Annotated in this window: 22 protein-coding genes; 15 read left to right on the top strand and 7 right to left on the bottom strand. The window is 34.7% G+C overall.

The window, feature by feature from the left end; all coding sequences use genetic code 11:
- Nucleotides 1-7: 7 nt before the first annotated feature.
- The 3 genes from yaaA to HCN53_RS12745 all read right to left on the bottom strand — a co-directional run bounded on the left by yaaA (nt 8) and on the right by HCN53_RS12745 (nt 2534).
- Nucleotides 8-769, bottom strand: coding sequence for a peroxide stress protein YaaA (gene yaaA, locus HCN53_RS12755; RefSeq protein WP_167343208.1), 762 nt, complete (start codon nt 767-769; stop codon nt 8-10).
- A gap of 158 nt (nt 770-927) precedes the next feature.
- On the bottom strand, nt 928-1950 hold the full coding sequence (locus HCN53_RS12750; protein ID WP_167343207.1) for an RluA family pseudouridine synthase: 1023 nt from the start codon (nt 1948-1950) through the stop codon (nt 928-930).
- A gap of 5 nt (nt 1951-1955) precedes the next feature.
- Nucleotides 1956-2534 (bottom strand): PASTA domain-containing protein, encoded by a 579-nt coding sequence (locus tag HCN53_RS12745; RefSeq protein ID WP_060523017.1) that lies wholly within the window; start codon nt 2532-2534, stop codon nt 1956-1958.
- 108 nt (nt 2535-2642) lie between these two features.
- Between HCN53_RS12745 and HCN53_RS12740 the strand changes: the two genes are divergently transcribed.
- Genes HCN53_RS12740 through HCN53_RS12725 form a run of 4 tightly spaced genes read left to right on the top strand, consistent with a single transcriptional unit; the run spans nt 2643 to nt 6631 of the window.
- On the top strand, nt 2643-3614 hold the full coding sequence (locus HCN53_RS12740; protein WP_167343206.1) for a D-alanine--D-alanine ligase: 972 nt from the start codon (nt 2643-2645) through the stop codon (nt 3612-3614).
- Between the two features lie 4 nt (nt 3615-3618).
- Nucleotides 3619-4071, top strand: a complete 453-nt coding sequence (coaD, locus tag HCN53_RS12735) for a pantetheine-phosphate adenylyltransferase (RefSeq protein ID WP_042278861.1) — start codon at nt 3619-3621, stop codon at nt 4069-4071.
- On the top strand, nt 4068-5801 hold the full coding sequence (locus HCN53_RS12730) for a M14 family metallopeptidase (protein ID WP_167343205.1): 1734 nt from the start codon (nt 4068-4070) through the stop codon (nt 5799-5801). The genes coaD and HCN53_RS12730 overlap by 4 nt, the downstream gene beginning before the upstream one ends.
- Nucleotides 5798-6631 carry a hypothetical protein gene (locus tag HCN53_RS12725; protein ID WP_167343204.1) on the top strand — a complete coding sequence of 278 codons (834 nt, stop codon included), beginning with the start codon at nt 5798-5800 and terminating at the stop codon, nt 6629-6631. The genes HCN53_RS12730 and HCN53_RS12725 overlap by 4 nt, the downstream gene beginning before the upstream one ends.
- Here HCN53_RS12725 and HCN53_RS12720 read toward each other — a convergent pair.
- Nucleotides 6628-7248, bottom strand: coding sequence for an NUDIX hydrolase (locus tag HCN53_RS12720; RefSeq protein WP_317168776.1), 621 nt, complete (start codon nt 7246-7248; stop codon nt 6628-6630). The genes HCN53_RS12725 and HCN53_RS12720 overlap by 4 nt on opposite strands.
- Here HCN53_RS12720 and pyrE point away from each other — a divergent pair.
- Nucleotides 7247-7888, top strand: a complete 642-nt coding sequence (gene pyrE, locus HCN53_RS12715) for an orotate phosphoribosyltransferase (RefSeq protein ID WP_167343203.1) — start codon at nt 7247-7249, stop codon at nt 7886-7888. The two genes, HCN53_RS12720 and pyrE, sit on opposite strands and share 2 nt — an antisense overlap.
- Nucleotides 7889-7891: 3 nt before the next feature.
- Nucleotides 7892-8278, top strand: a complete 387-nt coding sequence (locus HCN53_RS12710) for an SRPBCC family protein (RefSeq protein WP_167343202.1) — start codon at nt 7892-7894, stop codon at nt 8276-8278.
- On the opposite strand, the gene HCN53_RS12705 is transcribed toward HCN53_RS12710, so the two are convergent.
- Nucleotides 8275-8985 carry a biotin--[acetyl-CoA-carboxylase] ligase gene (locus HCN53_RS12705; protein WP_167343201.1) on the bottom strand — a complete coding sequence of 237 codons (711 nt, stop codon included), beginning with the start codon at nt 8983-8985 and terminating at the stop codon, nt 8275-8277. The genes HCN53_RS12710 and HCN53_RS12705 overlap by 4 nt on opposite strands.
- 85 nt (nt 8986-9070) lie before the next feature.
- Between HCN53_RS12705 and rsfS the strand changes: the two genes are divergently transcribed.
- The 6 genes from rsfS to HCN53_RS12675 all read left to right on the top strand — a co-directional run bounded on the left by rsfS (nt 9071) and on the right by HCN53_RS12675 (nt 13916).
- On the top strand, nt 9071-9442 hold the full coding sequence (rsfS, locus tag HCN53_RS12700) for a ribosome silencing factor (RefSeq protein WP_167343200.1): 372 nt from the start codon (nt 9071-9073) through the stop codon (nt 9440-9442).
- Between the two features lie 17 nt (nt 9443-9459).
- Nucleotides 9460-11478 (top strand): ATP-dependent zinc metalloprotease FtsH, encoded by a 2019-nt coding sequence (ftsH, locus tag HCN53_RS12695; RefSeq protein ID WP_240919363.1) that lies wholly within the window; start codon nt 9460-9462, stop codon nt 11476-11478.
- 142 nt (nt 11479-11620) lie between these two features.
- Nucleotides 11621-12157 (top strand): LUD domain-containing protein, encoded by a 537-nt coding sequence (locus HCN53_RS12690; protein ID WP_317168775.1) that lies wholly within the window; start codon nt 11621-11623, stop codon nt 12155-12157.
- Nucleotides 12157-12999 (top strand): phosphatidate cytidylyltransferase, encoded by an 843-nt coding sequence (locus HCN53_RS12685; protein WP_105018450.1) that lies wholly within the window; start codon nt 12157-12159, stop codon nt 12997-12999. Before HCN53_RS12690 ends, HCN53_RS12685 begins: the two co-directional genes overlap by 1 nt.
- Entirely contained in the window at nt 12989-13642 is a 654-nt protein-coding gene (locus HCN53_RS12680; protein WP_167343199.1) for a phosphatidylserine decarboxylase family protein, read from the top strand. Before HCN53_RS12685 ends, HCN53_RS12680 begins: the two co-directional genes overlap by 11 nt.
- Nucleotides 13611-13916 (top strand): acyl-CoA-binding protein, encoded by a 306-nt coding sequence (locus HCN53_RS12675; protein WP_105018448.1) that lies wholly within the window; start codon nt 13611-13613, stop codon nt 13914-13916. The genes HCN53_RS12680 and HCN53_RS12675 overlap by 32 nt, the downstream gene beginning before the upstream one ends.
- Nucleotides 13917-14145: 229 nt before the next feature.
- On the opposite strand, the gene HCN53_RS12670 is transcribed toward HCN53_RS12675, so the two are convergent.
- Entirely contained in the window at nt 14146-16776 is a 2631-nt protein-coding gene (locus HCN53_RS12670; RefSeq protein ID WP_167343198.1) for a valine--tRNA ligase, read from the bottom strand.
- Nucleotides 16777-16892: 116 nt separating this feature from the next.
- Here HCN53_RS12670 and HCN53_RS12665 point away from each other — a divergent pair, with 116 nt between their 5' ends.
- The gene (locus tag HCN53_RS12665) at nt 16893-17282 is read left to right on the top strand and encodes a DUF1573 domain-containing protein (RefSeq protein WP_167343197.1); all 390 of its coding nucleotides are present in this window, start codon (nt 16893-16895) and stop codon (nt 17280-17282) included.
- 12 nt (nt 17283-17294) lie between these two features.
- On the opposite strand, the gene HCN53_RS12660 is transcribed toward HCN53_RS12665, so the two are convergent.
- Nucleotides 17295-18611, bottom strand: a complete 1317-nt coding sequence (locus HCN53_RS12660; RefSeq protein ID WP_167343196.1) for an aspartyl protease family protein — start codon at nt 18609-18611, stop codon at nt 17295-17297.
- 80 nt (nt 18612-18691) lie between these two features.
- Between HCN53_RS12660 and HCN53_RS12655 the strand changes: the two genes are divergently transcribed.
- Together HCN53_RS12655 and murB are read left to right on the top strand one after the other, a co-directional pair.
- Complete coding sequence (locus HCN53_RS12655; RefSeq protein ID WP_060523027.1) at nt 18692-19882, top strand: pyridoxal phosphate-dependent aminotransferase; 1191 nt, start codon at nt 18692-18694, stop codon at nt 19880-19882.
- Nucleotides 19879-20910 (top strand): UDP-N-acetylmuramate dehydrogenase, encoded by a 1032-nt coding sequence (murB, locus tag HCN53_RS12650; protein ID WP_317168774.1) that lies wholly within the window; start codon nt 19879-19881, stop codon nt 20908-20910. Before HCN53_RS12655 ends, murB begins: the two co-directional genes overlap by 4 nt.
- The last annotated feature ends 23 nt before the right edge of the window (nt 20911-20933 follow it).

Genomic DNA, 20933 nt, shown 5'->3' with positions numbered 1-20933 from the left:
ATAAAAATTACCTTACAAATACAGGTTCATTTTCTTTTTTTGTTTCTTCTGCCGAAAATGAATAACCATCTGTAGCAAAGGAAAGAATAGCCTCTTTACCCCTATTTTCAGTAGTAATTAAATGTCTAGCCATAGCACCTCGAGCTTTTTTTGCAAAAAAGGAGATTACTTTAAGCTTACCATTTTTATAATCCTTGAATACAGGTGAGATCAATTTACCAGTAAGGGCTTTTTTATTAATAACCTTGAAATACTCATTACTTGCGAGGTTTACTACTAATTCATCCTCGGTCATTTCCTCATTAAGCGCTGGGGTTACAACATCTTTCCAATATTGATAAAGATTGTCGTTACCACCTATTGACCATTTGGTGCCCATTTCTAATCGATAAGGCTGCATAAGATCTAGAGGTCTTAGGTAACCATACAGTCCAGATAAAATTCTAATGGATTTTTGGGCTTTTTTTATTTGACTTTCTGATAGCGTGTATGCATCTAGGCCAGTATAAACATCTCCATCAAAAGCATAGATAGCCTGCTTTGAGTTTTCTTGATTAAAATCTATTGCAAACTCTTGATTGCGATCGTAGTTCAAATCGGCAAGTTTATCAGAAATACTCATCAACTCACTCAGCTTTTTCCTTGATAGTTTTTTTAAACCTTTATTCAATTGTACAGCCTGATCTTTAAACAAGGGTGTAGTAAACTCAGTTACAACCGGTTTTGTTTCATAATTTAGAGACTTTGCAGGAGACAATAGAATTTTCATATCAATATTTTAATGATTCAAAAATAAATATCCTTCTTCTCAATTATAGGATACCGGTGCCTAAATCTATCGATGATTTAATAAGAAATTTTGATACTGAATAACCAGATAGTATTGTGTTACTACGCTTTCGCGAAAGCGAAACTTAAAACTACTAATCAATCATTACTAGCATGTGTAGCATATACTCGCCATTTTTCAATACAAGCTTGCATATCGTCTGGTACCGGACATGAAAAACTAAGCCACTGACCAGTTGTTGGGTGCTCAAATCCTAAAGTGCGCGCATGTAAGGCCTGTCTAGGCAGGACCTTAAAGCAATTATCTACAAACTGTTTGTATTTTGTAAAACTTGTACCCTTGAGTATTTTATCACCACCGTAGCGTTCATCATTGAATAAGGTGTGCCCGATATGTTTCATGTGCACGCGAATTTGATGGGTACGTCCCGTTTCTAACCGGCAACTTATAACGCTTACATATCCTAAATCCTCAATCACTTTGTAATGGGTAACGGCAGGTTTACCTTTATAGGGTTCTTCTCCAGACCAAACTGTATTCTGCAATCTATTCTTGGGATGTCTACCTATATTACCTTCAACTGTTCCACTTGTTTCTTCAAAACTGCCCCATGTAATTGCAATGTATTCTCGTTCACTGGTTTTATTTGCAAATTGAGCAGATAGATGTGCCATGGCATGTTCCGTTTTGGCAATTACTAGCAATCCGCTAGTATCCTTATCTATTCTATGAACCAGGCCAGGACGATCACTAGAATTGTTAGGTAAGTTTTCAAAATGATAAATCAAAGCATTTATCAAGGTACCAGAGTAATTACCATGTCCTGGATGTACAACCATTCCTGCTGGTTTATTCACCACTACGACATCATCGTCTTCATGAATTATATCGAGATCGATATCTTCAGCAACCAGTAATTGTTCATAGGTAGGATGCTGCATTAACACACGTACAGTATCACCTGATTTTACCTTATAGTTAGCTTTTACTACTTGATCATTTACAAATACGCCACCTTCTTTAATGTATTGTTGAATTTTACTACGGGTAGCGTTTTCAATACGATTAATTAAGAATTTATCTACTCGCAAGGGTTCTTGCCCTGGGTTTGCGGTAAATGAATGATGTTCATGTAGATTTTGGGAAGATTCCTGTGTCATAATACTTATTTAGAATCTTCAGGTGTGGTTACTGGTCGTTTTCCATCAGCCAGCACTAGATCAATAACACTTGTTTTACGTAATTGCGTTCCAGATTCTAGGACCTCACCTTTATATCTCATTTCAAGCACAGTGTCCTCTGCATAGTTAGGTTTATAAGTAATTTCACCAATTTCAAATCCTAAACTTTGTAAGGTAGGTATAGCTTGTCTTTTAGTCTTGTAAATTACATTAGGAACGGTAACCATACCATATCCACTAGGATTCACTTTGAGATAAATCTGTCTATTTTCCTTAACAAATTTTCCTGCTTTAGGATTTTGCTCAATGATTGTTCTAGGAGGAAACTCTGGATTGAAACCAGAGCTATCTATAACCTTACTTCTTAAATCCAATTCTTCTAACTCTGTATTTGCCTGACTCAAGGTTAGTTTTTCAAGGCTAGGCACCTCAATACGTTGATCATGATTTGTATACCAATCTAGCCAATATAAATATCCTAGACATAAAACAAAAACAAGAACAACTGCCAGAACAACTTGTATCCAGAAGGTTTTAGTAAACATAAACCTGAAAAAATTCATACTTGAAAAATTAAGTAGTATTATGCACCAAAGATACATAATCGATTCCCTTATTTAAACGACATCTTTTTTAACTTTGTTGTTTACGCTCAGGGCGAAAACAGAACTATGAAAAACATTGCCGTACTCATGGGTGGCTATTCCAGTGAGAAAGACATCTCGATGAAGAGTGGAAAGGTAATTTCCAAATATTTAAACAAAGATCTTTACCAGGTCTATGAAATTGTAATATCAGAACAGTCATGGAGCTACACCAGTGCAGATGGTGAGGTCCATGAGATTGATAAAAATGATTTTTCAATTACCATTAATGACAATAAAGTAATATTTGATTGTTGCTACAATACCATTCACGGTACTCCTGGTGAGAATGGACTGTTACAAGCCTACTTAGAATTAATAGGCTTGCCGCAAACCTCTTGTGACAGTTACCAAAGTGCAATTACCTTTAATAAAAGGGACTGCATTGCAGTGTTGAAACCATGGGGAATAACTACTGCACAAAGTGTTTATTTAAATCAGTCTCAAGAGGTCGATGTAAATCTAATAGTTGATCGAGTGGGATTGCCTTGTTTTGTTAAAGCAAATCGCAGTGGTAGTAGTTATGGTGTTTCAAAAGTTTATCAAATCGAACATTTACCAGCTGCACTTGATGTAGCATTTGCGGTAGATAACGAGATTATTATTGAGTCCTTTCTAGATGGCATTGAAGTTTCTGTAGGTGTTTATAAAAAAGATGGTACTATCATCGCTTTACCACCTACTGAAATTGTAAGTGAAAATGATTTTTTTGATTATGAAGCCAAATATCAAGGAAAATCCCAAGAAATTACGCCTGCAAGAATTAGTGAACGTATGACAGTTGCTGTTCAAGAATTAAGTAAAAGAATCTATGAATTACTTAATTGTAAAGGTATAGCACGTGCCGACTTTATATTTCATCAAGGAACACCTCATTTCATTGAAATAAATACCAATCCCGGTATGAGTGAGGAAAGTATAGTTCCTAAACAAGTAGAAGCTTCTAATCAATCCTTAACTGATTTTTTAACCGATATCATTGAGGAAACCTTAAATTAGCCCTATGAGAAGAGCCGTTTTTCCGGGTAGTTTTGACCCAATAACCCTAGGACACTATGATATAATTGAAAGAGGTTTAGGCCTTTTTGATGAAATCATAATCGCAATTGGTGTTAATGCAGATAAAAAGTACATGTTCAGTTTAGAAGAACGTAAAAGGTTTATAGAGGAAGCCTTTAAGGATCAACCACAAATAAAGGTAATGACGTATTCTGGACTAACCATTGAATTTTGTAAACAACAACAAGCTCAATTCATTCTTAGAGGATTACGTAACCCAGCCGACTTTGAATTTGAAAAAGCAATTGCCCATACTAATCGCAAGCTTTCCGAAATAGAAACCGTATTCCTACTTACCTCTTCTGGTAAAAGTTATATTTCATCATCAATAGTACGCGACGTAATTCGTAATAATGGAGACTACACAGGACTAGTCCCTACAACTGTAAGAATATGAGAAACCTGTTAATCTATTTTGCTTTCATCTTTGTTGTTACATCATGTGATAATAAAAAAACCACTAACAACGATCCAATAGATTGGGAAACTCCATTTGAAAAAGGTAATGGGAATCAAACTGCTACCTATCATGAAGTTATTTCATATTACGAAAAATTAGCAAACCACTACTCCTCTATTTCTATAAAGGAATATGGTAAAACAGATAGTGGTTTACCCTTACACCTTATCTCGTTCAAGTCGAACACTCAATCCAATGAGGAACCAGTAAAAATACTAGTAAATAATGGTATTCATCCAGGTGAAAGTGATGGAATTGACGCCAGTATGATGCTATTAAGAGATCTAGCTAACGAAAAATTGTCCATTGAATACCCAATTGAACTGCATGTAATAGCGGTGTATAATGTAGGTGGTTCATTAAATAGGAATACGAGTTCAAGAACCAATCAAAATGGACCAGAAAGTTATGGATTTAGAGGTAACGCTCGTAATTATGATTTAAACAGAGATTTTATTAAAACAGATTCAAGAAATGCAGTCACATTTCAAGAAATCTATCATACTGTAAATCCTGATTTCTTCATTGATAATCACGTGAGTAATGGTGCAGACTATCAATACGTTCTTACTCATTTGATCACACAACACAACAGATCAACCTCTATCCTTGCCAACTATATTGAAAACTCGTTTAGGCCAGAGCTTGAGCAAAAATTAAATGAAGAAAACTGGCCCATTACACCCTACGTGAGCGTTTGGGGCACTACTCCAGATAAAGGTTTTTCTCAATTCCTGGATGAACCTAGATATTCTACCGGATACACTTCATTATGGAACACGGTAGGACTTATGGTAGAAACTCACATGCTCAAACCTTATAAGGACCGAGTTGAAGGAACCAAAATACTAATGGAAAAAGTGCTAGAAATAGCACAATCAAGAGCTACTGAGGTAAAAGAATTGAGAAAAGATGCTTTTGCTACTTTAAAAGCAGGAGATTCATACGCACTCACCTACAATCTAGATAGAACTAAAAATGATAGTATAGAGTTTTTAGGCTATGAAGGTGAATACATAACTAGTAAAGTCACTGGACTGGAACAACTAACCTATAACCGAAACAAACCTTTTAAAAAAATGGTTCCTTATTACAATACCTATAAAGGAACCGACAGTATCATAATCCCGTCATATTATGTAATCCCTTCGGGCTATTGGAATATCATAGAAAATTTAGATCACAACCAAATTGATTACTTTACTTTAAAAAAGGATTCAACAATTCTTGCTCAAGAATATCGAATTGAAAACTACAATACCGCTCGCAGTGCCTATGAAGGACATTATCCTCATAGCAATGTATCTGTTAGTAGTAAAGAATATGAAGTACGCTTTCGCGAAAGCGATATCATCATACCTACTAATCAACCAGGAATTAAATATCTTGTTGAAACTCTAGAACCACAAGCAAGTGATAGCTTTTTTAAGTGGAATTACTTTGATACCATACTCCAACAAAAGGAAGGTTTTTCTAGCTATGTTTTTGACGCTAGCGCAGAAAAACTATTAGAACAGAATCCAAGTATTAGGATGGAATTTGATAGTTTAAAACAAGCCAATCCGAATTTTAAAAATAATGCAGCTGCACAACTGTCTTGGTTACATAAACGCAGTCCTTATTATGAAAAAGCTCATCTAACCTACCCAATTTATAGAATTTTATGAAAAAAATTATAGCACTAGCAACAATCAGTTTGATTGTCTTAAGTTGTAACTCCGATAAGAAAAACAATTCAGAAAATCTAGACCCAATACCCAGTGATTTTGAACGAGGTCAAGTAATTGAAAACAATACAGATGGCGTATGGAGTAATCAAGTAAATTGTGATGGAGCTGTTTATAAATTTGAAATTCCAAAATTTTCGGGAACTCAAACTAAATCATTATACCAACCTATCTCCAATTTAATTGGCAAGGATTTGAGTGCTACTACCTATCCAAAAGATGCCACAATGGAAGAGGTTTTTGACATTTTTGCCAATGAGCGCAGCATGAATCTTTGTCTCAATAAAGATCGCGGTACAAGTATGATAAAGGTTAATCATGTATCTGAAAATACAGATTTTATTTCTTACAGCATTGTTTATAAGAGAGAAGGAGAATTTGGAAGAATACTGCGCACTTTTTCAAAACCTAATTATAAAGAAATCAAACTTAATGATATGGTAAGCGCTAAAAAATTCCCTGATGTGCGCACTATTCTACAAGTTAATTTACAACAAGAAACAGCAAATCTTATTTTAGGATTACCAAAGGATATGCAGGCGACCTATGGAGATTATGCTAGAAATACGGCCTTTACTTTTACCGATGAAGAACTTAAAAATGCACCTGTTGCATTCAAAGTTGATCAAGATAAAAATGTTTTCTTACAAACTACTTTTAAAGTTGACTTACCAGATACTTTTAAAGAACTTAATAATCAGGTATTAATTACAATACCTGTTGATCAACTAAGCTATTACATGGATTTTGAGAAGGTAATAAAAGGTTAGTGACGCTTAGTCACTAACATGTTATCAGGAAAAAGCTCTCTTATATTAGCATAGGAATTCATAAGAGCTACTTGCGCCATTTCTTTATCTAACCATACCGCTTTTTCTATTCCTTCCTTTTTTTGAGGCTTAAGCTTTTTATCTGAGTCTGTTTGCATAAGGTACCAGTGAGTAAGCTTGAGCTTTATTTTTGATTTCCAAGAATAAATGTGATAAGTACGACCTAGATAATCATTGAGTTTCAAATTTTTCACTTTCGTTTCTTCTTGAACCTCTCGAATAGCACAATCTTCAATGGTTTCTCCTTTATCAATTTTACCTTTAGGAAGATCCCATTTGTCATTACGATAAATAAATAAATATTGATTAAGCGAATTGAGAACAAGTCCACCACCGGCAACTACCACAGGAAGTTTTTTATGCAGCCTTTTGACAATTTTGTTGGGATTCTTGCTATACAACAACACTTTAGTAAGCTCACCAGCTTCAATACGCTTGATGATTTTTTTAAGATTTACAGTTCTTAATTTAAAGACTGTGTAATCTGGAAAATTGTCTTTGTTTGAAGTGACTAAAATAGGCACTTCTTTGACAAAAACTTTATACATTTGCTCCATGGTCAGAGATAAAAATGTTGCTGCAAAAACAGCAGAATTATTATTGCAAATTAAAGCAATAAAATTGCAACCACAAGAACCTTTTACATGGGCCAGTGGATGGAAATCACCTATTTATTGCGACAACCGCATAACTCTTTCATATCCAGAGGTTAGAAACTATTTAAAGGATCAATTATCAGATCTTGTTAAGAAAATGTATGGTACACCAGACGTTATCGCCGGAGTTGCTACAGGTGCCATAGGTATCGGTATGCTAGTGGCACATGCGCTAGACGTTCCTTTTATCTATGTACGACCAGAGCCTAAAAAACATGGTAGAAAAAACCAAATTGAAGGACAGTTAAAGGCTGGTCAAAATGTGGTTGTAATTGAAGACCTTATAAGTACAGGTAAAAGCAGTTTAAATGCTGTAAAAGCTTTAAAAGAATCTGGGGCACATGTCAAGGGCATGCTTGCTCTTTTTTCATATGGCTTTACTTTTGCTGTAGAAAATTTCAAAGAACACGATCTAGAACTTACCACCTTAAGTGATTATAATCATTTAATTGAAAAGGCAGTAAGTGCTGGATTGTTTAATGATGAAGAAAAAGAATTACTAAAAAGCTGGAGAGAGAACCCTAGCCAGTGGAATAATTAAGCTATGAATTTAGAAAGCCGTAAAGTAACAACTCAAAAGAATCCAGAAGAATTGTACACGTTTTTAACAAACGTTGCTAATTTCAAGGAGCTCATGCCCGATGATACAAAGTTTGAATTAAGAGGTGATGATAGTTTTCTCTTTGGACTTAAAGGAATGCCAGAAATAAAGCTTCAACTTAAAGAGCAAAACCCTTATTCTAAAGTTGTTTTAGGCTCAGCAAGTGATAAGTTTGATTTTAGTCTAATCTGTGATATTGAAGATAAAGAAGCTGGTAGTGAGGCTCAATTATTTTTTACAGGAGATTTTAATCCTATGATGGCTATGATGATTAAAGGCCCTATCAAGAAATTTTTGGAGCAACTAGCCAAAGGACTAGAACAATTCTAGTAAAACCATTTAAGTTCTTTTAAGTCTGCTGTGAGGTATTGACTATCAGTAGTCATTAACTCCAACAAACCGTTCTCAGTTACACCGATAATGGTTGCTGTAATAGGCCTATCAAGGTATTCAAAATTGAGAGTCCTACCCAGTTTATATAAGTGACTGTTGTAGTCATTTATAAACTCCTTAATTTCATAATTTGAAACATTCAAATATTGAACAAAGCTAAATAGTAACTCATCTAGGTTGAACTGTTTACCCGTTATTAATTTAAGTGAGATCGCTTTCAGGGAATCGGGAAACTCATCCTGGTTAACATTAAGACCTATACCAACGATCGCATGGCTTAGTGAACTACCTGAATAGACAGTTTCGATGAGAATTCCTGCTAGTTTATGATTAACTGCCAGAATGTCGTTTGGCCATTTAATATCTGCCTTTATGCCAAGATGGTTTTTAAGCCACGATACTAAACTTACGGTTATCCATTTATTAATTTGAAATGGTGTAAGACTCACCTTTGAATTATCAAGTAAAAAACTGAAAGTTAGATTCTTACCAGGCTCAGAGTGCCATTTTGCTCCAAGCTGTCCTTTGCCTGCCGACTGTTTGTAAGCAACAACAGTAGTAAGGTGAGTGAGTTCGCTTTCGCGAAAGCGAGACCTCAATTCATCATTTGTAGAGGTAGTGGCATATAATTTGACAATGTTCAAATCTAGAATTTAATTGTAGTTTAATGAATAAAGTGCAATTCTAGAACAAAAAAGAAATAAATTTGTACTTAACAAAAAGTTTTTAATGATTAAAACAGCAGTACCTACAGATACATTAATAAGCCAAATAATTGCCGGAATAGAAGATGTCAAAGGAAATGACATTACTATAATGGACCTAAGGGATTTAGAAAATACCGTAACTAGTTACTTCATTATTTGCAACGGTAACTCCAATACTCAAGTTAACGCTATCGTTAACTCTATTCAGAAGAAAGTAAGTAAAGAATTGCAAGAAAAAGCCTGGCATGTAGAAGGTACAGATCAAGGTGAATGGGTACTTATTGACTATGTTGATGTAGTTGTTCACGTTTTTCAGAAACCTATTAGAGAATATTACGACCTAGAAGGATTATGGGGTGATGCAAAAATCACAGTTATTGAAAGTACTTACTAAAATTGAAGAAGAAAAACATGTCTGATAAAAAAGCACCTAATAAAGATCCACGTAAACCTTTAATGAATTCAGGTAAACCAAAATTCAGCATTTGGTGGATTATTATTCCTTTGGGATTATTATTTTTTGGATACAGTCTATTTACTGACCAATTATACTCACCAAAAGAAATATCTATACAAGACTTCTATACTTACCTAAAAGACGGTGATGTAAAAAAGGTTGTTATTGTAGGTAACAGAAGAAAAGCTAACATTTTTCTTACTGATGAAGCAAAAAAAGAAGACCAGCATAAAGATGCTAAACGAGGTAGTGAGGTAGGATCAAATATTCCTATACCACAATATGTTGCAAATTATGGTTCACAAGAAAAGTTTGAAGAAAAATTTTCTGAGATAAAAGAACAGAATAATCTGGATACTGAATATACTTTTGACCCAGAAGAGGAAGGATTTTTAAGTTACGTAGGCACCTTCCTACCCTTTATTATAATTCTTGCGATTTGGATTTTTATCATGCGTAGGATGAGTGCTGGAGCTGGTGGTGGCGCTGGTGGCCAAATTTTTAACATAGGTAAATCAAAAGCAAAGCTTTTTGACCAAAAAACTGATATTAAAACAACTTTTAAAGATGTTGCAGGATTAGAAGGTGCTAAAGAAGAAGTTCAAGAAATCGTAGATTTTCTTAAAAATCCAGAAAAATATACTTCGCTAGGTGGTAAAATTCCTAAAGGAGCCCTTTTGATAGGATCGCCTGGTACAGGTAAAACATTACTTGCTAAAGCGGTAGCTGGTGAAGCAAAAGTTCCTTTCTTCTCATTAAGTGGATCAGACTTTGTAGAAATGTTTGTAGGTGTAGGTGCAAGTAGAGTACGTGATCTCTTTAAACAAGCTAAAGAAAAATCACCATCTATTATTTTTATTGATGAGATTGATGCTATCGGTCGTGCAAGAGGTAAATCTAATTTTTCTGGATCAAACGACGAGCGTGAAAATACACTTAATCAATTATTGACAGAAATGGATGGTTTTGGCACCAATACAAATGTGATTGTGCTTGCTGCAACCAACCGTGGTGACATACTTGATAAAGCATTGATGAGAGCAGGTAGATTTGATCGTCAAATTTATGTAGACCTACCAGATGTAAGAGAACGTGAACAAATTTTTGAAGTTCACTTAAGACCACTTAAGAAAGTAGATGAAGAACTAGACACTTCATTTCTTGCGAAACAAACACCTGGATTCTCTGGAGCCGATATTGCCAATGTTTGTAACGAGGCAGCACTTATCGCTGCGAGAAAAGGTAAAAAGGCAGTAACTAGACAAGACTTTTTAGATGCGGTAGACCGTATTGTAGGTGGACTTGAAAAGAAGAATAAGTTAATCACACCTAGTGAGAAAAAGACAATTGCTTATCATGAAGCTGGTCACGCAACTGTAAGCTGGATGACTGAGCATGCAGCGCCATTAGTTAAGGTTACCATTGTTCCTCGTGGACAATCTCTGGGAGCAGCATGGTATTTACCTGAAGAAAGACAAATTGTAAGACCAGAACAGATGCTTGACGAGATGTGTGCAACTATGGGTGGTCGTGCAGCAGAAAAGGTGATTTTCAATAAAATCTCAACGGGAGCTTTAAGTGATTTAGAAAAAGTCACTAAACAAGCTAAGGCTATGGTGACTATTTACGGTCTTAATGATAAAATAGGTAATATCACCTATTATGACAGCAGTGGTCAACAAGAATATTCTATGACCAAACCTTATAGTGAGGAAACAGCTGTAATTATTGATAAAGAAATATCAAAAATTATTGAGGAGCAGTATCAACGTGCTATTCAAATCTTGACAGACAATCAAGATAAATTAACCGAACTGGCAGAATTACTTTTAGAAAAAGAGGTGATCTTCAAGGATGACTTGGAACGCATATTTGGTAAAAGACCTTTTATCAAGGAAAAACCGATTGCATTAAAGTCAGCTATAAGCGGTACTGAAACTGATGCAGCTACAAGCAAGGATGAAGAAGAATAGTTTGTATGCTTTTAGTTAAAAAAGTATATTTACATCAACCCTAAATCCTTTTGCTTATAGAATGGGCATATTCGGCAAGTTTTTTAAAAAATCAACAGAAAGCGATGAATCAAAGAGCACTGATAATGAGCGCTCTAAATACATGCCTGAAAAAAAACTGCCTTTAGACGAACAATTTTTTCATCATTTTATCCAACAAGGTGGAAGATTACTCTACTCGGTAAATGAAGAAGAAATTCAAGCAAACTTCGAAGATATTTTAGTTGAACATGATTTTTTTGAAAAGGATGTTTTTTGTCACGATAAGCAATTACAACAAAGATTTCCTAATTTCAACTTGAATTTTGAGGGAAGTAATCGCTCCAGTAGTTTCTTTTTGACCACTTGTGAATATCTAATAAGTGACAAAGGAGCTTTATTATTTTCTTCAAATCAGATTAAGGAATGTAAATTACCTGAATTACCTAACACCTTTGTTGTCCTAGCAAGCACTAGTCAGATTGTAGAAAATATAGGTGAAGGTTTGAGAGGCATTAAACACCGTAGTAAAACATACATCCCTACTAACATTACTACTCTTAAAAACTTTAAAGATGGCGATGGCAAAGAAAGTAAGGATATTGAAACTTATGGAGCACCTAATAAAAGACTCTATCTTTTATTATTAGAAGATTTATAATGAGAGAATTATTAGTTCGTTCTATTTCGGGAATTGTATACGTTTCCCTAGTGGTATTAAGCGCCCTATATTCACGAGATGTGTTTATAGGTTTATTTTGTTTGTTTGCCTTTTTTTGCTTGATAGAGCTTATGCCAATGATAAGGCTAAAGCAATGGTTAATATATCCCGTACTACCTGCCGCTTACCTTTTACTGGTAAGGTATAATGTGTGGCCCGATCCTTTGGACGATTATTATCTTTATGTGATATATGCATTATTAGCTGGAACACTAGCAGTAAATCTATACCTTATTAGAGACTTAATACTTACAGATCGTATTCCCCTTTTCAATTCAAAAAAACACTTTATTGCGTTATTATATTTGATTGGATCAAGTTTATTCTTAGCATTAATACCAGATGTTTTAGAAAGCTACAAACCAGAATTAATAATTGGTCTATTTACAATCATATGGTCCAATGACAGCTTTGCCTATTTATTTGGTAAAAACTTTGGTAAGCATAAATTAATGCAACGCATCTCACCTAAAAAAACCGTGGAAGGATTTGTAGGTGGGTTGGTTATGGCAATGCTTACAGGTGTTGGTCTATTCTTTTATTTACAAAATATAGGAATAACAGATTACACCATATACCATTGGATAATTATAGCTTTTGTAGTTGCGTTTTTTGGAACACTAGGTGATTTAATTCAATCTAAATTTAAAAGACAGGCACAAATAAAAGACAGTGGTAGTATCATGCCAGGTCATGGTGGTATCTTTGACCGCATGGATAGTATTATCTTTGCAGCGCCATTTGCTTATCTTACATTCTTAATTATTAATTATGTTTCATAAAGAGGGATCAAAAATTATTCTGATATCTGTTTTAATAACAGGAGCCTTAAATTTAGGTGTTTCCTATTTCAATCCTCCACATTGGATTACAGTAGCTGTAGGGATATTATCGATTGTTTTTTTAATTCTAATTCTGCAATTTTTTAGAAACCCAAAGAGATCTACACCAATAAGCGAAACCAATATAATATCACCTGTTGATGGTAAAGTAGTTGTAATCGAGAAAGTACAGGAGAATGAATATTTTAAGGAAGAACGTTTAATGATAAGCGTTTTTATGTCTCCTATCAATGTTCATGTAACTCGGTATCCAATTGGAGGCTCCATTGCTTATAGCAAATACCATCCAGGAAAATACTTGGTGGCATGGCACCCAAAAGCTAGTGAGGAAAATGAACGCACAACTGTTGTTATCAATCATAAAAATAAATTGCAAGTAATGTATAGACAAATAGCAGGTGCACTTGCAAAACGCATTGTTAATTACGCCAATGAAGGTGAACAAGCTATTCAAGGTAATGATAGCGGTTTTATTAAATTTGGCTCTAGAGTAGACGTATATCTACCCATAGACACAGAAGTTAAAGTATCACTTAATCAAAAAGTAAAAGGTGGAATTACCACATTGGCTAAATTCTCTTAAAGGTAAAGAATTGGATAAGTACTTTGAATCAGCTTTTCACAAAGCGAGTTCTGAGGAACAGTCCGAAGTTCCTCTTGCTACTCAATTACATCTTTATGCATACTACAAAAGAGCTATAGATGAGCCTTATGTAAGTAATCGATCCTTTGAATTAAATGATTTGCGACAAGGCTTCAAAATGAATGCTTTAATTCAAGTTCAAAATATATCTAAAAGCGAGGCTAAAAGAAGGTATATAAAAATCGTTGAAGATCTATACCCTAAACCTTGGTAAACACAAGTGATCCATCACCAAAGAATCACTATATAACTACTATTTTTTCTTTAGAATATATATTGCCAGCGCAGCTACACAAACTACAATGGCGATAAAAATTATAGCAATGGTAGAGATTACATTCATCGTTTCAATAATTTCTTAAGCAAACAGATAGTTAGCAGCACACATAAAGCTACCACTATCAGGCTGCCTAGTAATATTAAAATTATATTACCTGTACTCATTATTTTAGAGCTTCAATACTAGCATTAATAGTATCAATTTTTGCAAGAGCATCTGCTTCTTTTTTACGTTCAAGCTCGACTACTTTTTCAGGAGCTCCGGCAATGAATCTTTCATTAGACAATTTCTTTTGAACTCCTAATAAGAATCCCTGCGCACGCTTTAATTCAGCCTCTAATTTCTCTAACTCTGCAGCCGTATCAACGTTTCCTGATAAGGGTATGAAGTATTCATTTGATTTAACTCTATAACTAGCTGCTCCAGATAATTGATCAGTTACCTGCATAATTGAATCAACATTACCCATTTTCATGATGAGATCATTATAATCTGCAGATAAACCTTCATTATTTATAACACTTAAAGAGATTTCATTTTTAAATGAAATTTGCTTTTCCTTACGCACCGTTCTTATACCAGATATGATGTCTTTAACCATCTCAAAATCCACAAGTAATTTATCATCTGGTTTTACAGTCGTAGGCCATGTGTTAATACACAATGCATCTTCGACTTTACGATCAGTAATACTTTGCCAGATCTCCTCACTTATAAAAGGAGTAAATGGATGAATTAATCGCAAATTATTTTCAAACAACTCTATAACCTGCTTATAGGTTAAAGCGTCAATAGGTTGACCGTATTCTGGTTTAATAATTTCCAACAGCCATCCACAAAAATCATCCCAAATTAATTTGTAGGAGCTCATTAAAACATCACTAATTCTATATTTTGAATAGTGATCCTCAACCTCATCTAATACTTGCGCAAACCTAGATTGGAACCACTGGATTCCTTGTTTAGCATAAGAAGGTTGTTCTATTTTTGTATCAATTTCCCAACCTTTTATTAGTCTAAATGCATTCCACATTTTATTTACGAAACCTTTTCCTTGCTGGCATAAGCTTTCATCAAACATAAGGTCATTACCTGCAGCACTGCTTAATAAAAGTCCTACTCTTACACCATCAGCACCAAACTCTTCAATTAACTTAAGCGCATCAGGTGAATTCCCTAATGACTTAGACATTTTACGTCGTTGCTTATCCCTTACAAGTCCAGTTAAATAAACCTTATCAAACGGTTTCTCATCCTTATACTCATATCCAGCTACAATCATACGTGCCACCCAAAAGAAAAGAATATCTGGACCTGTCACAAGATCTCGCGTAGGATAATAATAGTTGATCTCTTTATTTTCAGGTTCTAGAATACCATTAAAAACCGATATAGGCCACAGCCAACTGGAAAACCAAGTGTCAAGAACATCATTATCCTGTCTTAAATCCTGTTCTTGTAGATTGTTATTGTTAGTTCGCTTTCGCGAAAGCGTAAGAGCATCCTCTATACTCTCAGCTACTACAAAATCCTCTTTTCCATCTCCATAGTAATAAGCAGGAATACGTTGTCCCCACATCAACTGACGAGATATATTCCAATCTCTAACGTTATCCATCCAGTGGAAATAAGTAGACTTAAACTTAGCTGGTAACAACTCTACAATATCTTCTTTTACAGCCTTTATTGCAGGTTGAGCTAGTTCTTCCATTTTTAAGAACCATTGATCAGACAATCTAGGTTCTATGACTGCTTTGGTTCGTTCACTAGTACCTACCTTATGAATATGGTTTTCCTTTTTGACAAGGTAATTTTTCTCTTCTAATTCTTTTGCAATCAACTTGCGCACTTCAAATCTATCCTTACCTTGATAGTGCAAACCATAACTATTAAGGCTACCATCTTCATTGAAAATATCAATGATTTCTAGATCGTGTTTTTCCCCTAACTTATAGTCATTTTCATCGTGTGCAGGAGTTATTTTTAAACATCCTGTACCAAACTCCATATCTACATACTCATCAGCAATAATTGGTATTTCTCGATTAACAATAGGAACTATAACTGTTTTACCTATCAAATTTTGATACCTTTCATCTTCAGGATGAACACATATTGCCGTATCACCCAGGATTGTTTCGGGTCTGGTTGTTGCGATGATCACCTTATCATCACTATCCTTTAGGTTATAAGCTAGATGATAGAGATGTCCATTTCTTTCTTCATAAATAACCTCTTCATCGCTTAAGGTAGTTTTAGCTTGCGGATCCCAATTTACCATACGATATCCACGATAAATTTTACCTTTATTAAAAAGGTCCACAAATACTTTTATCACACTAGCTGACATGTCGTCATCCATGGTAAATTTTGTGCGAGACCAATCGCAACTAGCTCCTAATTTTTTAAGCTGTTCAAGGATTATCCCACCATATTCATGAGTCCAATCCCAAGCATGTTCAAGGAATTCCTCTCGTGTAAGGTCATTTTTATCAATACCTTGCTCTTTAAGCTTCTTCACCACCTTTGCCTCGGTTGCGATACTAGCATGATCAGTTCCTGGAACCCAGCAGGCATTATATCCTTTTAACCTAGCTCTTCTAATAAGAACATCCTGAATCGTATTATTAAGCATGTGCCCCATATGTAGAACTCCAGTAACATTAGGCGGCGGAATTACTATGGTATAACTTTCTCTATCATCTGGAACAGATTTGAAGAAGTCGTTTTCCATCCAGTAGTCGTACCACTTTTGCTCTGCTTTTTGAGAATCATATTTTGTTGCAAGGGACATGTTTGGCTTGATTTTTGAAATTTCTTCGACAAAAGTACTATTAACTTAAATTATATCTGGCATTAACTGCTATTTTAAATGAGTTAGTTTACCTTTAAAATCTAAAAAAGTAAATGATGAAAAATCTTATACTACTGGTAGCATTTTTAAGCTTTACCCAAATGGGTGTTGCTCAAAAACCTTCTACCCTAGACCCTATGACAACTGTGGAGTTTGAAACTACTACAATTGACTATGGTGAGATTAAAAAAGACAGTGATGGTGTGAGAACTTTTAAGTTTAAAAACACAGGCGAACATCCTCTAAAAATTTATCAAATCTATTCCTCATGCAGATGCGATATTTTGGAACAGCCCGAAAAGCCAATTGCACCTGGAGAAACTGGTGTAATTAAAGTCAAGTATGATACCAAAAAAATTGGGCCTATCGTAAAAACGCTAACCGTAATTACTAATATCAAAGAAAAACAAGTTGCTTTGCGACTAAAGGGACGCGTGATTGAATAATTAGCTTATCAACTAATCTATTAAAGGTATAAGTTTAAACTTATACCTTTTTTGTTTGCCATTTCTTTTAATCGTAATCCTAATAGTTGAATGTGGATTAGTGTAAAAAAAGTCATTTACCTCATTCAAAGTTAAATAGGGGAAAGATCTTCCATTTATTTTGACAATTTGATCTCCTACTTGCAAGCCTGCCTTTTCTGCTTCGCTATTTACTCTGATTTGATCAATGTAAATACCTGGTATTTGAACAATGTCATATTCGGGTTTATCTAATTGAATTAACTGCGCATCCACCTCATTACCATAACCATTTTCCGCCTTGCTTTCATAACTATAGAAAATCTCACGTTTTCCTAATTTTGCTGTAATACCTGACATATTGTAATAAAATCCGTCACGATATTTCCTAGTGTTCTGTAGGTAAATTGTATTGTTTCTGTAATCTAAAATTAAGAAAAACCTCTTAAGCACCTCTGCGCCAATACTAGACAGCAAGTTTTTAGAATTCAATAATTTTGACTCTTTAATATCTGGAAATGATGAAGTAATTCTTTGCAAATTGAAGCTCCCGAAATTTAGTTGATCTAACTTAGTCCTGTAACCACTTATTTCCCCATTAAGACCAAAACCTAAAAAGTCGTAAAAATTCTTTTCTGGAATTTTAAATTGCTGTGGTCGTTTATTAATCCATAAAGCGTCGTTACTTCCGGTATCTATTAAAACATCGGCATTATAGGAATTATCAGCTTCAACTATTTCACTCTTTATATAAGGTTTACCACTTGAGAGTTGTATGGGAATTGAATCATAACGCCTTAAACCTCTTAAATACTTTATGTCCTGAGTTAATGTTATATAGTTTTTTTCGTAATCTATTTTAACTACCGCATTTTTAAAAAAACTAGCACCTATTACCCCATTAATTTCCACTCCTATAAAATTGAAAAGGGATAGTTGCTCTTCTGCTAGTATAAAAATTCTTGCTTGCTCGTTAACATAATCTCCTAATTTTAAAACATTATTATCACTTACATACGCATTCACTCCATTCCTATTTCCATAACCCTTAAGTTTAAATTGTTTTCCTTTCTTTATTTCAAGGGAATCAATACCATTAAGATTATAAATAATATTTTTGGAGGCTCCAGTATCTAACATAAAGTTGAGCTTGGTGCCATTTAATTCTATGGGAACTATGATTAATCCACCAGAATTATCAAATTCAACAAAAATTTTCTTTTGGTCGTTTTTAAAAGTAAAATAATCTTGTTGAGCAATCATCAACAAGGGTTGGATGAAAACTATAAAAAACAAAATTTTCTTAAGCATATATTATAAAGATAAGCAATCGAATTGTTTTAGTACATAACAGCCTTAAACCTTACTTTTGTATCTCAAAAAAGAAAAAGATGCCACAGATTTCCCAAAAAGGTACAGCAATGCCTTCATCACCAGTGAGAAAACTGGTACCATTTGCAGAACAAGCAAAGAAAGAAGGAAAGCATATCTACCAACTTAATATAGGTCAACCAGACATTAAAACACCAGAACAAGCTATTGATGCTGTTCAAAGCGCTAATATTGAAGTACTATCTTACAGCCACAGTGCAGGTAATCAATCCTATAGAGATAAATTGATCGCCCATTACAACAAACTTGGATTTGGATTGGAAGACGATAATATTATTGTTTCTACTGGAGGAAGCGAGGCGCTATTATTCACTATGGGAAGTATTTGTGACTATGGTGACGAGGTCATTATTCCAGAACCATTTTATGCAAACTATAATGGATTTGCAACTGCTAGTGGTGTAACTGTAAAGCCTATTGAAACTAGCATAGAGAACAATTTTGCATTACCAGCCATCAGTGAATTTGAAAAGTTAATTACTGATAAAACTAAAGCTATCCTTATTTGTAATCCAGGAAACCCAACTGGTTACTTGTATACTAAAGAGGAAATGCAACAACTAGCTGATCTTGTTATAAAACACGATTTATTTCTAGTTGCCGATGAGGTGTATAGAGAATTTGCTTATGACGGTCGCGAGCATTTCTCAGTATTAAGCATGAAAGAATTAGACAATCACGCTATAATGATTGATTCCGTTTCAAAACGTTACAGTATGTGCGGTGCTCGTATAGGTTGCATGGTTTCTAAAAATAAAGAGGTAATGGCAACCGCCATGAAATTTGCACAAGCCAGATTGAGCCCACCTACATTTGCTCAAATAGCTGCCGAAGCTGCATTAGACACACCACAAACCTATTTTGATCAAGTAATAAATGAATACATAGAGCGTAGAGATATTCTTATCGCTGGACTCAAAGAAATCCCAGGAGTGACCGTAGCAAACCCTGGCGGAGCTTTCTATTGTGTAGCTCAATTACCTGTAGAAGATACCGATGTTTTTGCACAATGGATCCTAGAAAACTTTGACGTTGATGGTGAAACAATAATGGTTGCACCGGCGGCAGGCTTTTACTCAACACCAGGAATGGGTAAAAATCAAATACGAATTGCCTATGTCCTTGAAAAAGAATCGTTAAAAAAAGCAGTTAATATATTAGACCAAGCCCTTAAAGCCTACAATTCTTGATTCAAGTAAATCACAATTTTTCTCTCAAGGAGTTTAATACTTTTGGTATTTCCGCTTTCGCGAAAGCGTACTCACCTACAAACTCTATTGAACAACTTAAGGAAACTTTATCTTACTACCGTCGTGAAACTATTTTTTTACTTGGCGGCGGTAGTAATATGTTGATTACCCAGGATATTGAAACCCCTGTAATTCATGTTTTAATAAAAGGAATTAAGGAAGTCTATAGAGAAAACACTACCGTTAGATTACAAGCAATGGCTGGTGAAAACTGGCACGAGTTTGTGATGTATTGCATTTCAAAACGATATGCTGGTGTTGAAAACCTAGCTCTTATCCCAGGTAATATAGGGACCTCTCCTATCCAAAACATTGGTGCTTATGGAGTCGAATTAAAGGATGTCTTCTATTCATGTACGGTTCTGGATTTAAAGACCCAAGAGGAAAAAACATTATTCCTTGACGATTGTAAATTTGGGTACAGAGATTCCATATTTAAAAATGAGGCTAAAGGTAAATACGTAATTACCTCTGTTACGCTAGAGCTTTCTGACTTAAACCTTACTGATAAGTATCAAGTAAAAACAAGCTATGGAGCTATCCAAGAAGAGCTTAATAAACTAAATAAGGGAGAAAGTATTGATCAAATAGCTCAGGCTGTAATCAATATTAGAAGCAGTAAATTACCCGATCCTAAACTATTAGGAAACAGTGGCAGCTTCTTTAAAAATCCAATCATTGATAAGGCTGCTTACCATAAACTACTAGAATTGAATGATGACATCCCATCATATCCAGTAAACGATGATCAGGTTAAAGTACCTGCAGGATGGCTCATTGATAAATGTGGACTTAAAGGATACAGGGATGGCGATGCGGCTGTCCATGATAAACAAGCACTAGTACTGGTTAATCATGGTAATGCTACTGGATCTGACATTATAAATTTAGCTCAATTTATACAAAACCAGGTTTATTCAAAATTTGGAATAAAAATTCATCCTGAAGTAAACTTAATTAAGCAGTAATACCATTGAAACTGTTTATCTTA

The organism is Nonlabens sp. SY33080, assembly GCF_011784885.1.
GTDB classification, from domain to species: Bacteria; Bacteroidota; Bacteroidia; order Flavobacteriales; family Flavobacteriaceae; genus Nonlabens; species Nonlabens tegetincola.
The sequence above is the reverse complement of the archived record's forward strand: the minus strand, read 5'-3'. Positions and strand labels throughout refer to the sequence as shown.

Excerpts from the sequence above, each read along its gene's own strand:
- yaaA (WP_167343208.1), bottom strand. The coding sequence starts at position 769 with ATGAAAATTCTATTGTCTCCTGCAAAGTCTCTAAATTATGAAACAAAA.
- HCN53_RS12750 (WP_167343207.1), bottom strand. The coding sequence starts at position 1,950 with ATGACACAGGAATCTTCCCAAAATCTACATGAACATCATTCATTTACC.
- HCN53_RS12745 (WP_060523017.1), bottom strand. The coding sequence starts at position 2,534 with ATGAATTTTTTCAGGTTTATGTTTACTAAAACCTTCTGGATACAAGTT.
- HCN53_RS12740 (WP_167343206.1), top strand. The coding sequence starts at position 2,643 with ATGAAAAACATTGCCGTACTCATGGGTGGCTATTCCAGTGAGAAAGAC.
- coaD (WP_042278861.1), top strand. The coding sequence starts at position 3,619 with ATGAGAAGAGCCGTTTTTCCGGGTAGTTTTGACCCAATAACCCTAGGA.
- HCN53_RS12730 (WP_167343205.1), top strand. The coding sequence starts at position 4,068 with ATGAGAAACCTGTTAATCTATTTTGCTTTCATCTTTGTTGTTACATCA.
- HCN53_RS12725 (WP_167343204.1), top strand. The coding sequence starts at position 5,798 with ATGAAAAAAATTATAGCACTAGCAACAATCAGTTTGATTGTCTTAAGT.
- pyrE (WP_167343203.1), top strand. The coding sequence starts at position 7,247 with ATGGTCAGAGATAAAAATGTTGCTGCAAAAACAGCAGAATTATTATTG.
- HCN53_RS12720 (WP_317168776.1), bottom strand. The coding sequence starts at position 7,248 with ATGGAGCAAATGTATAAAGTTTTTGTCAAAGAAGTGCCTATTTTAGTC.
- HCN53_RS12710 (WP_167343202.1), top strand. The coding sequence starts at position 7,892 with ATGAATTTAGAAAGCCGTAAAGTAACAACTCAAAAGAATCCAGAAGAA.
- rsfS (WP_167343200.1), top strand. The coding sequence starts at position 9,071 with ATGATTAAAACAGCAGTACCTACAGATACATTAATAAGCCAAATAATT.
- ftsH (WP_240919363.1), top strand. The coding sequence starts at position 9,460 with ATGTCTGATAAAAAAGCACCTAATAAAGATCCACGTAAACCTTTAATG.
- HCN53_RS12690 (WP_317168775.1), top strand. The coding sequence starts at position 11,621 with ATGCCTGAAAAAAAACTGCCTTTAGACGAACAATTTTTTCATCATTTT.
- HCN53_RS12685 (WP_105018450.1), top strand. The coding sequence starts at position 12,157 with ATGAGAGAATTATTAGTTCGTTCTATTTCGGGAATTGTATACGTTTCC.
- HCN53_RS12680 (WP_167343199.1), top strand. The coding sequence starts at position 12,989 with ATGTTTCATAAAGAGGGATCAAAAATTATTCTGATATCTGTTTTAATA.
- HCN53_RS12670 (WP_167343198.1), bottom strand. The coding sequence starts at position 16,776 with ATGTCCCTTGCAACAAAATATGATTCTCAAAAAGCAGAGCAAAAGTGG.
- HCN53_RS12665 (WP_167343197.1), top strand. The coding sequence starts at position 16,893 with ATGAAAAATCTTATACTACTGGTAGCATTTTTAAGCTTTACCCAAATG.
- HCN53_RS12660 (WP_167343196.1), bottom strand. The coding sequence starts at position 18,611 with ATGCTTAAGAAAATTTTGTTTTTTATAGTTTTCATCCAACCCTTGTTG.
- HCN53_RS12655 (WP_060523027.1), top strand. The coding sequence starts at position 18,692 with ATGCCACAGATTTCCCAAAAAGGTACAGCAATGCCTTCATCACCAGTG.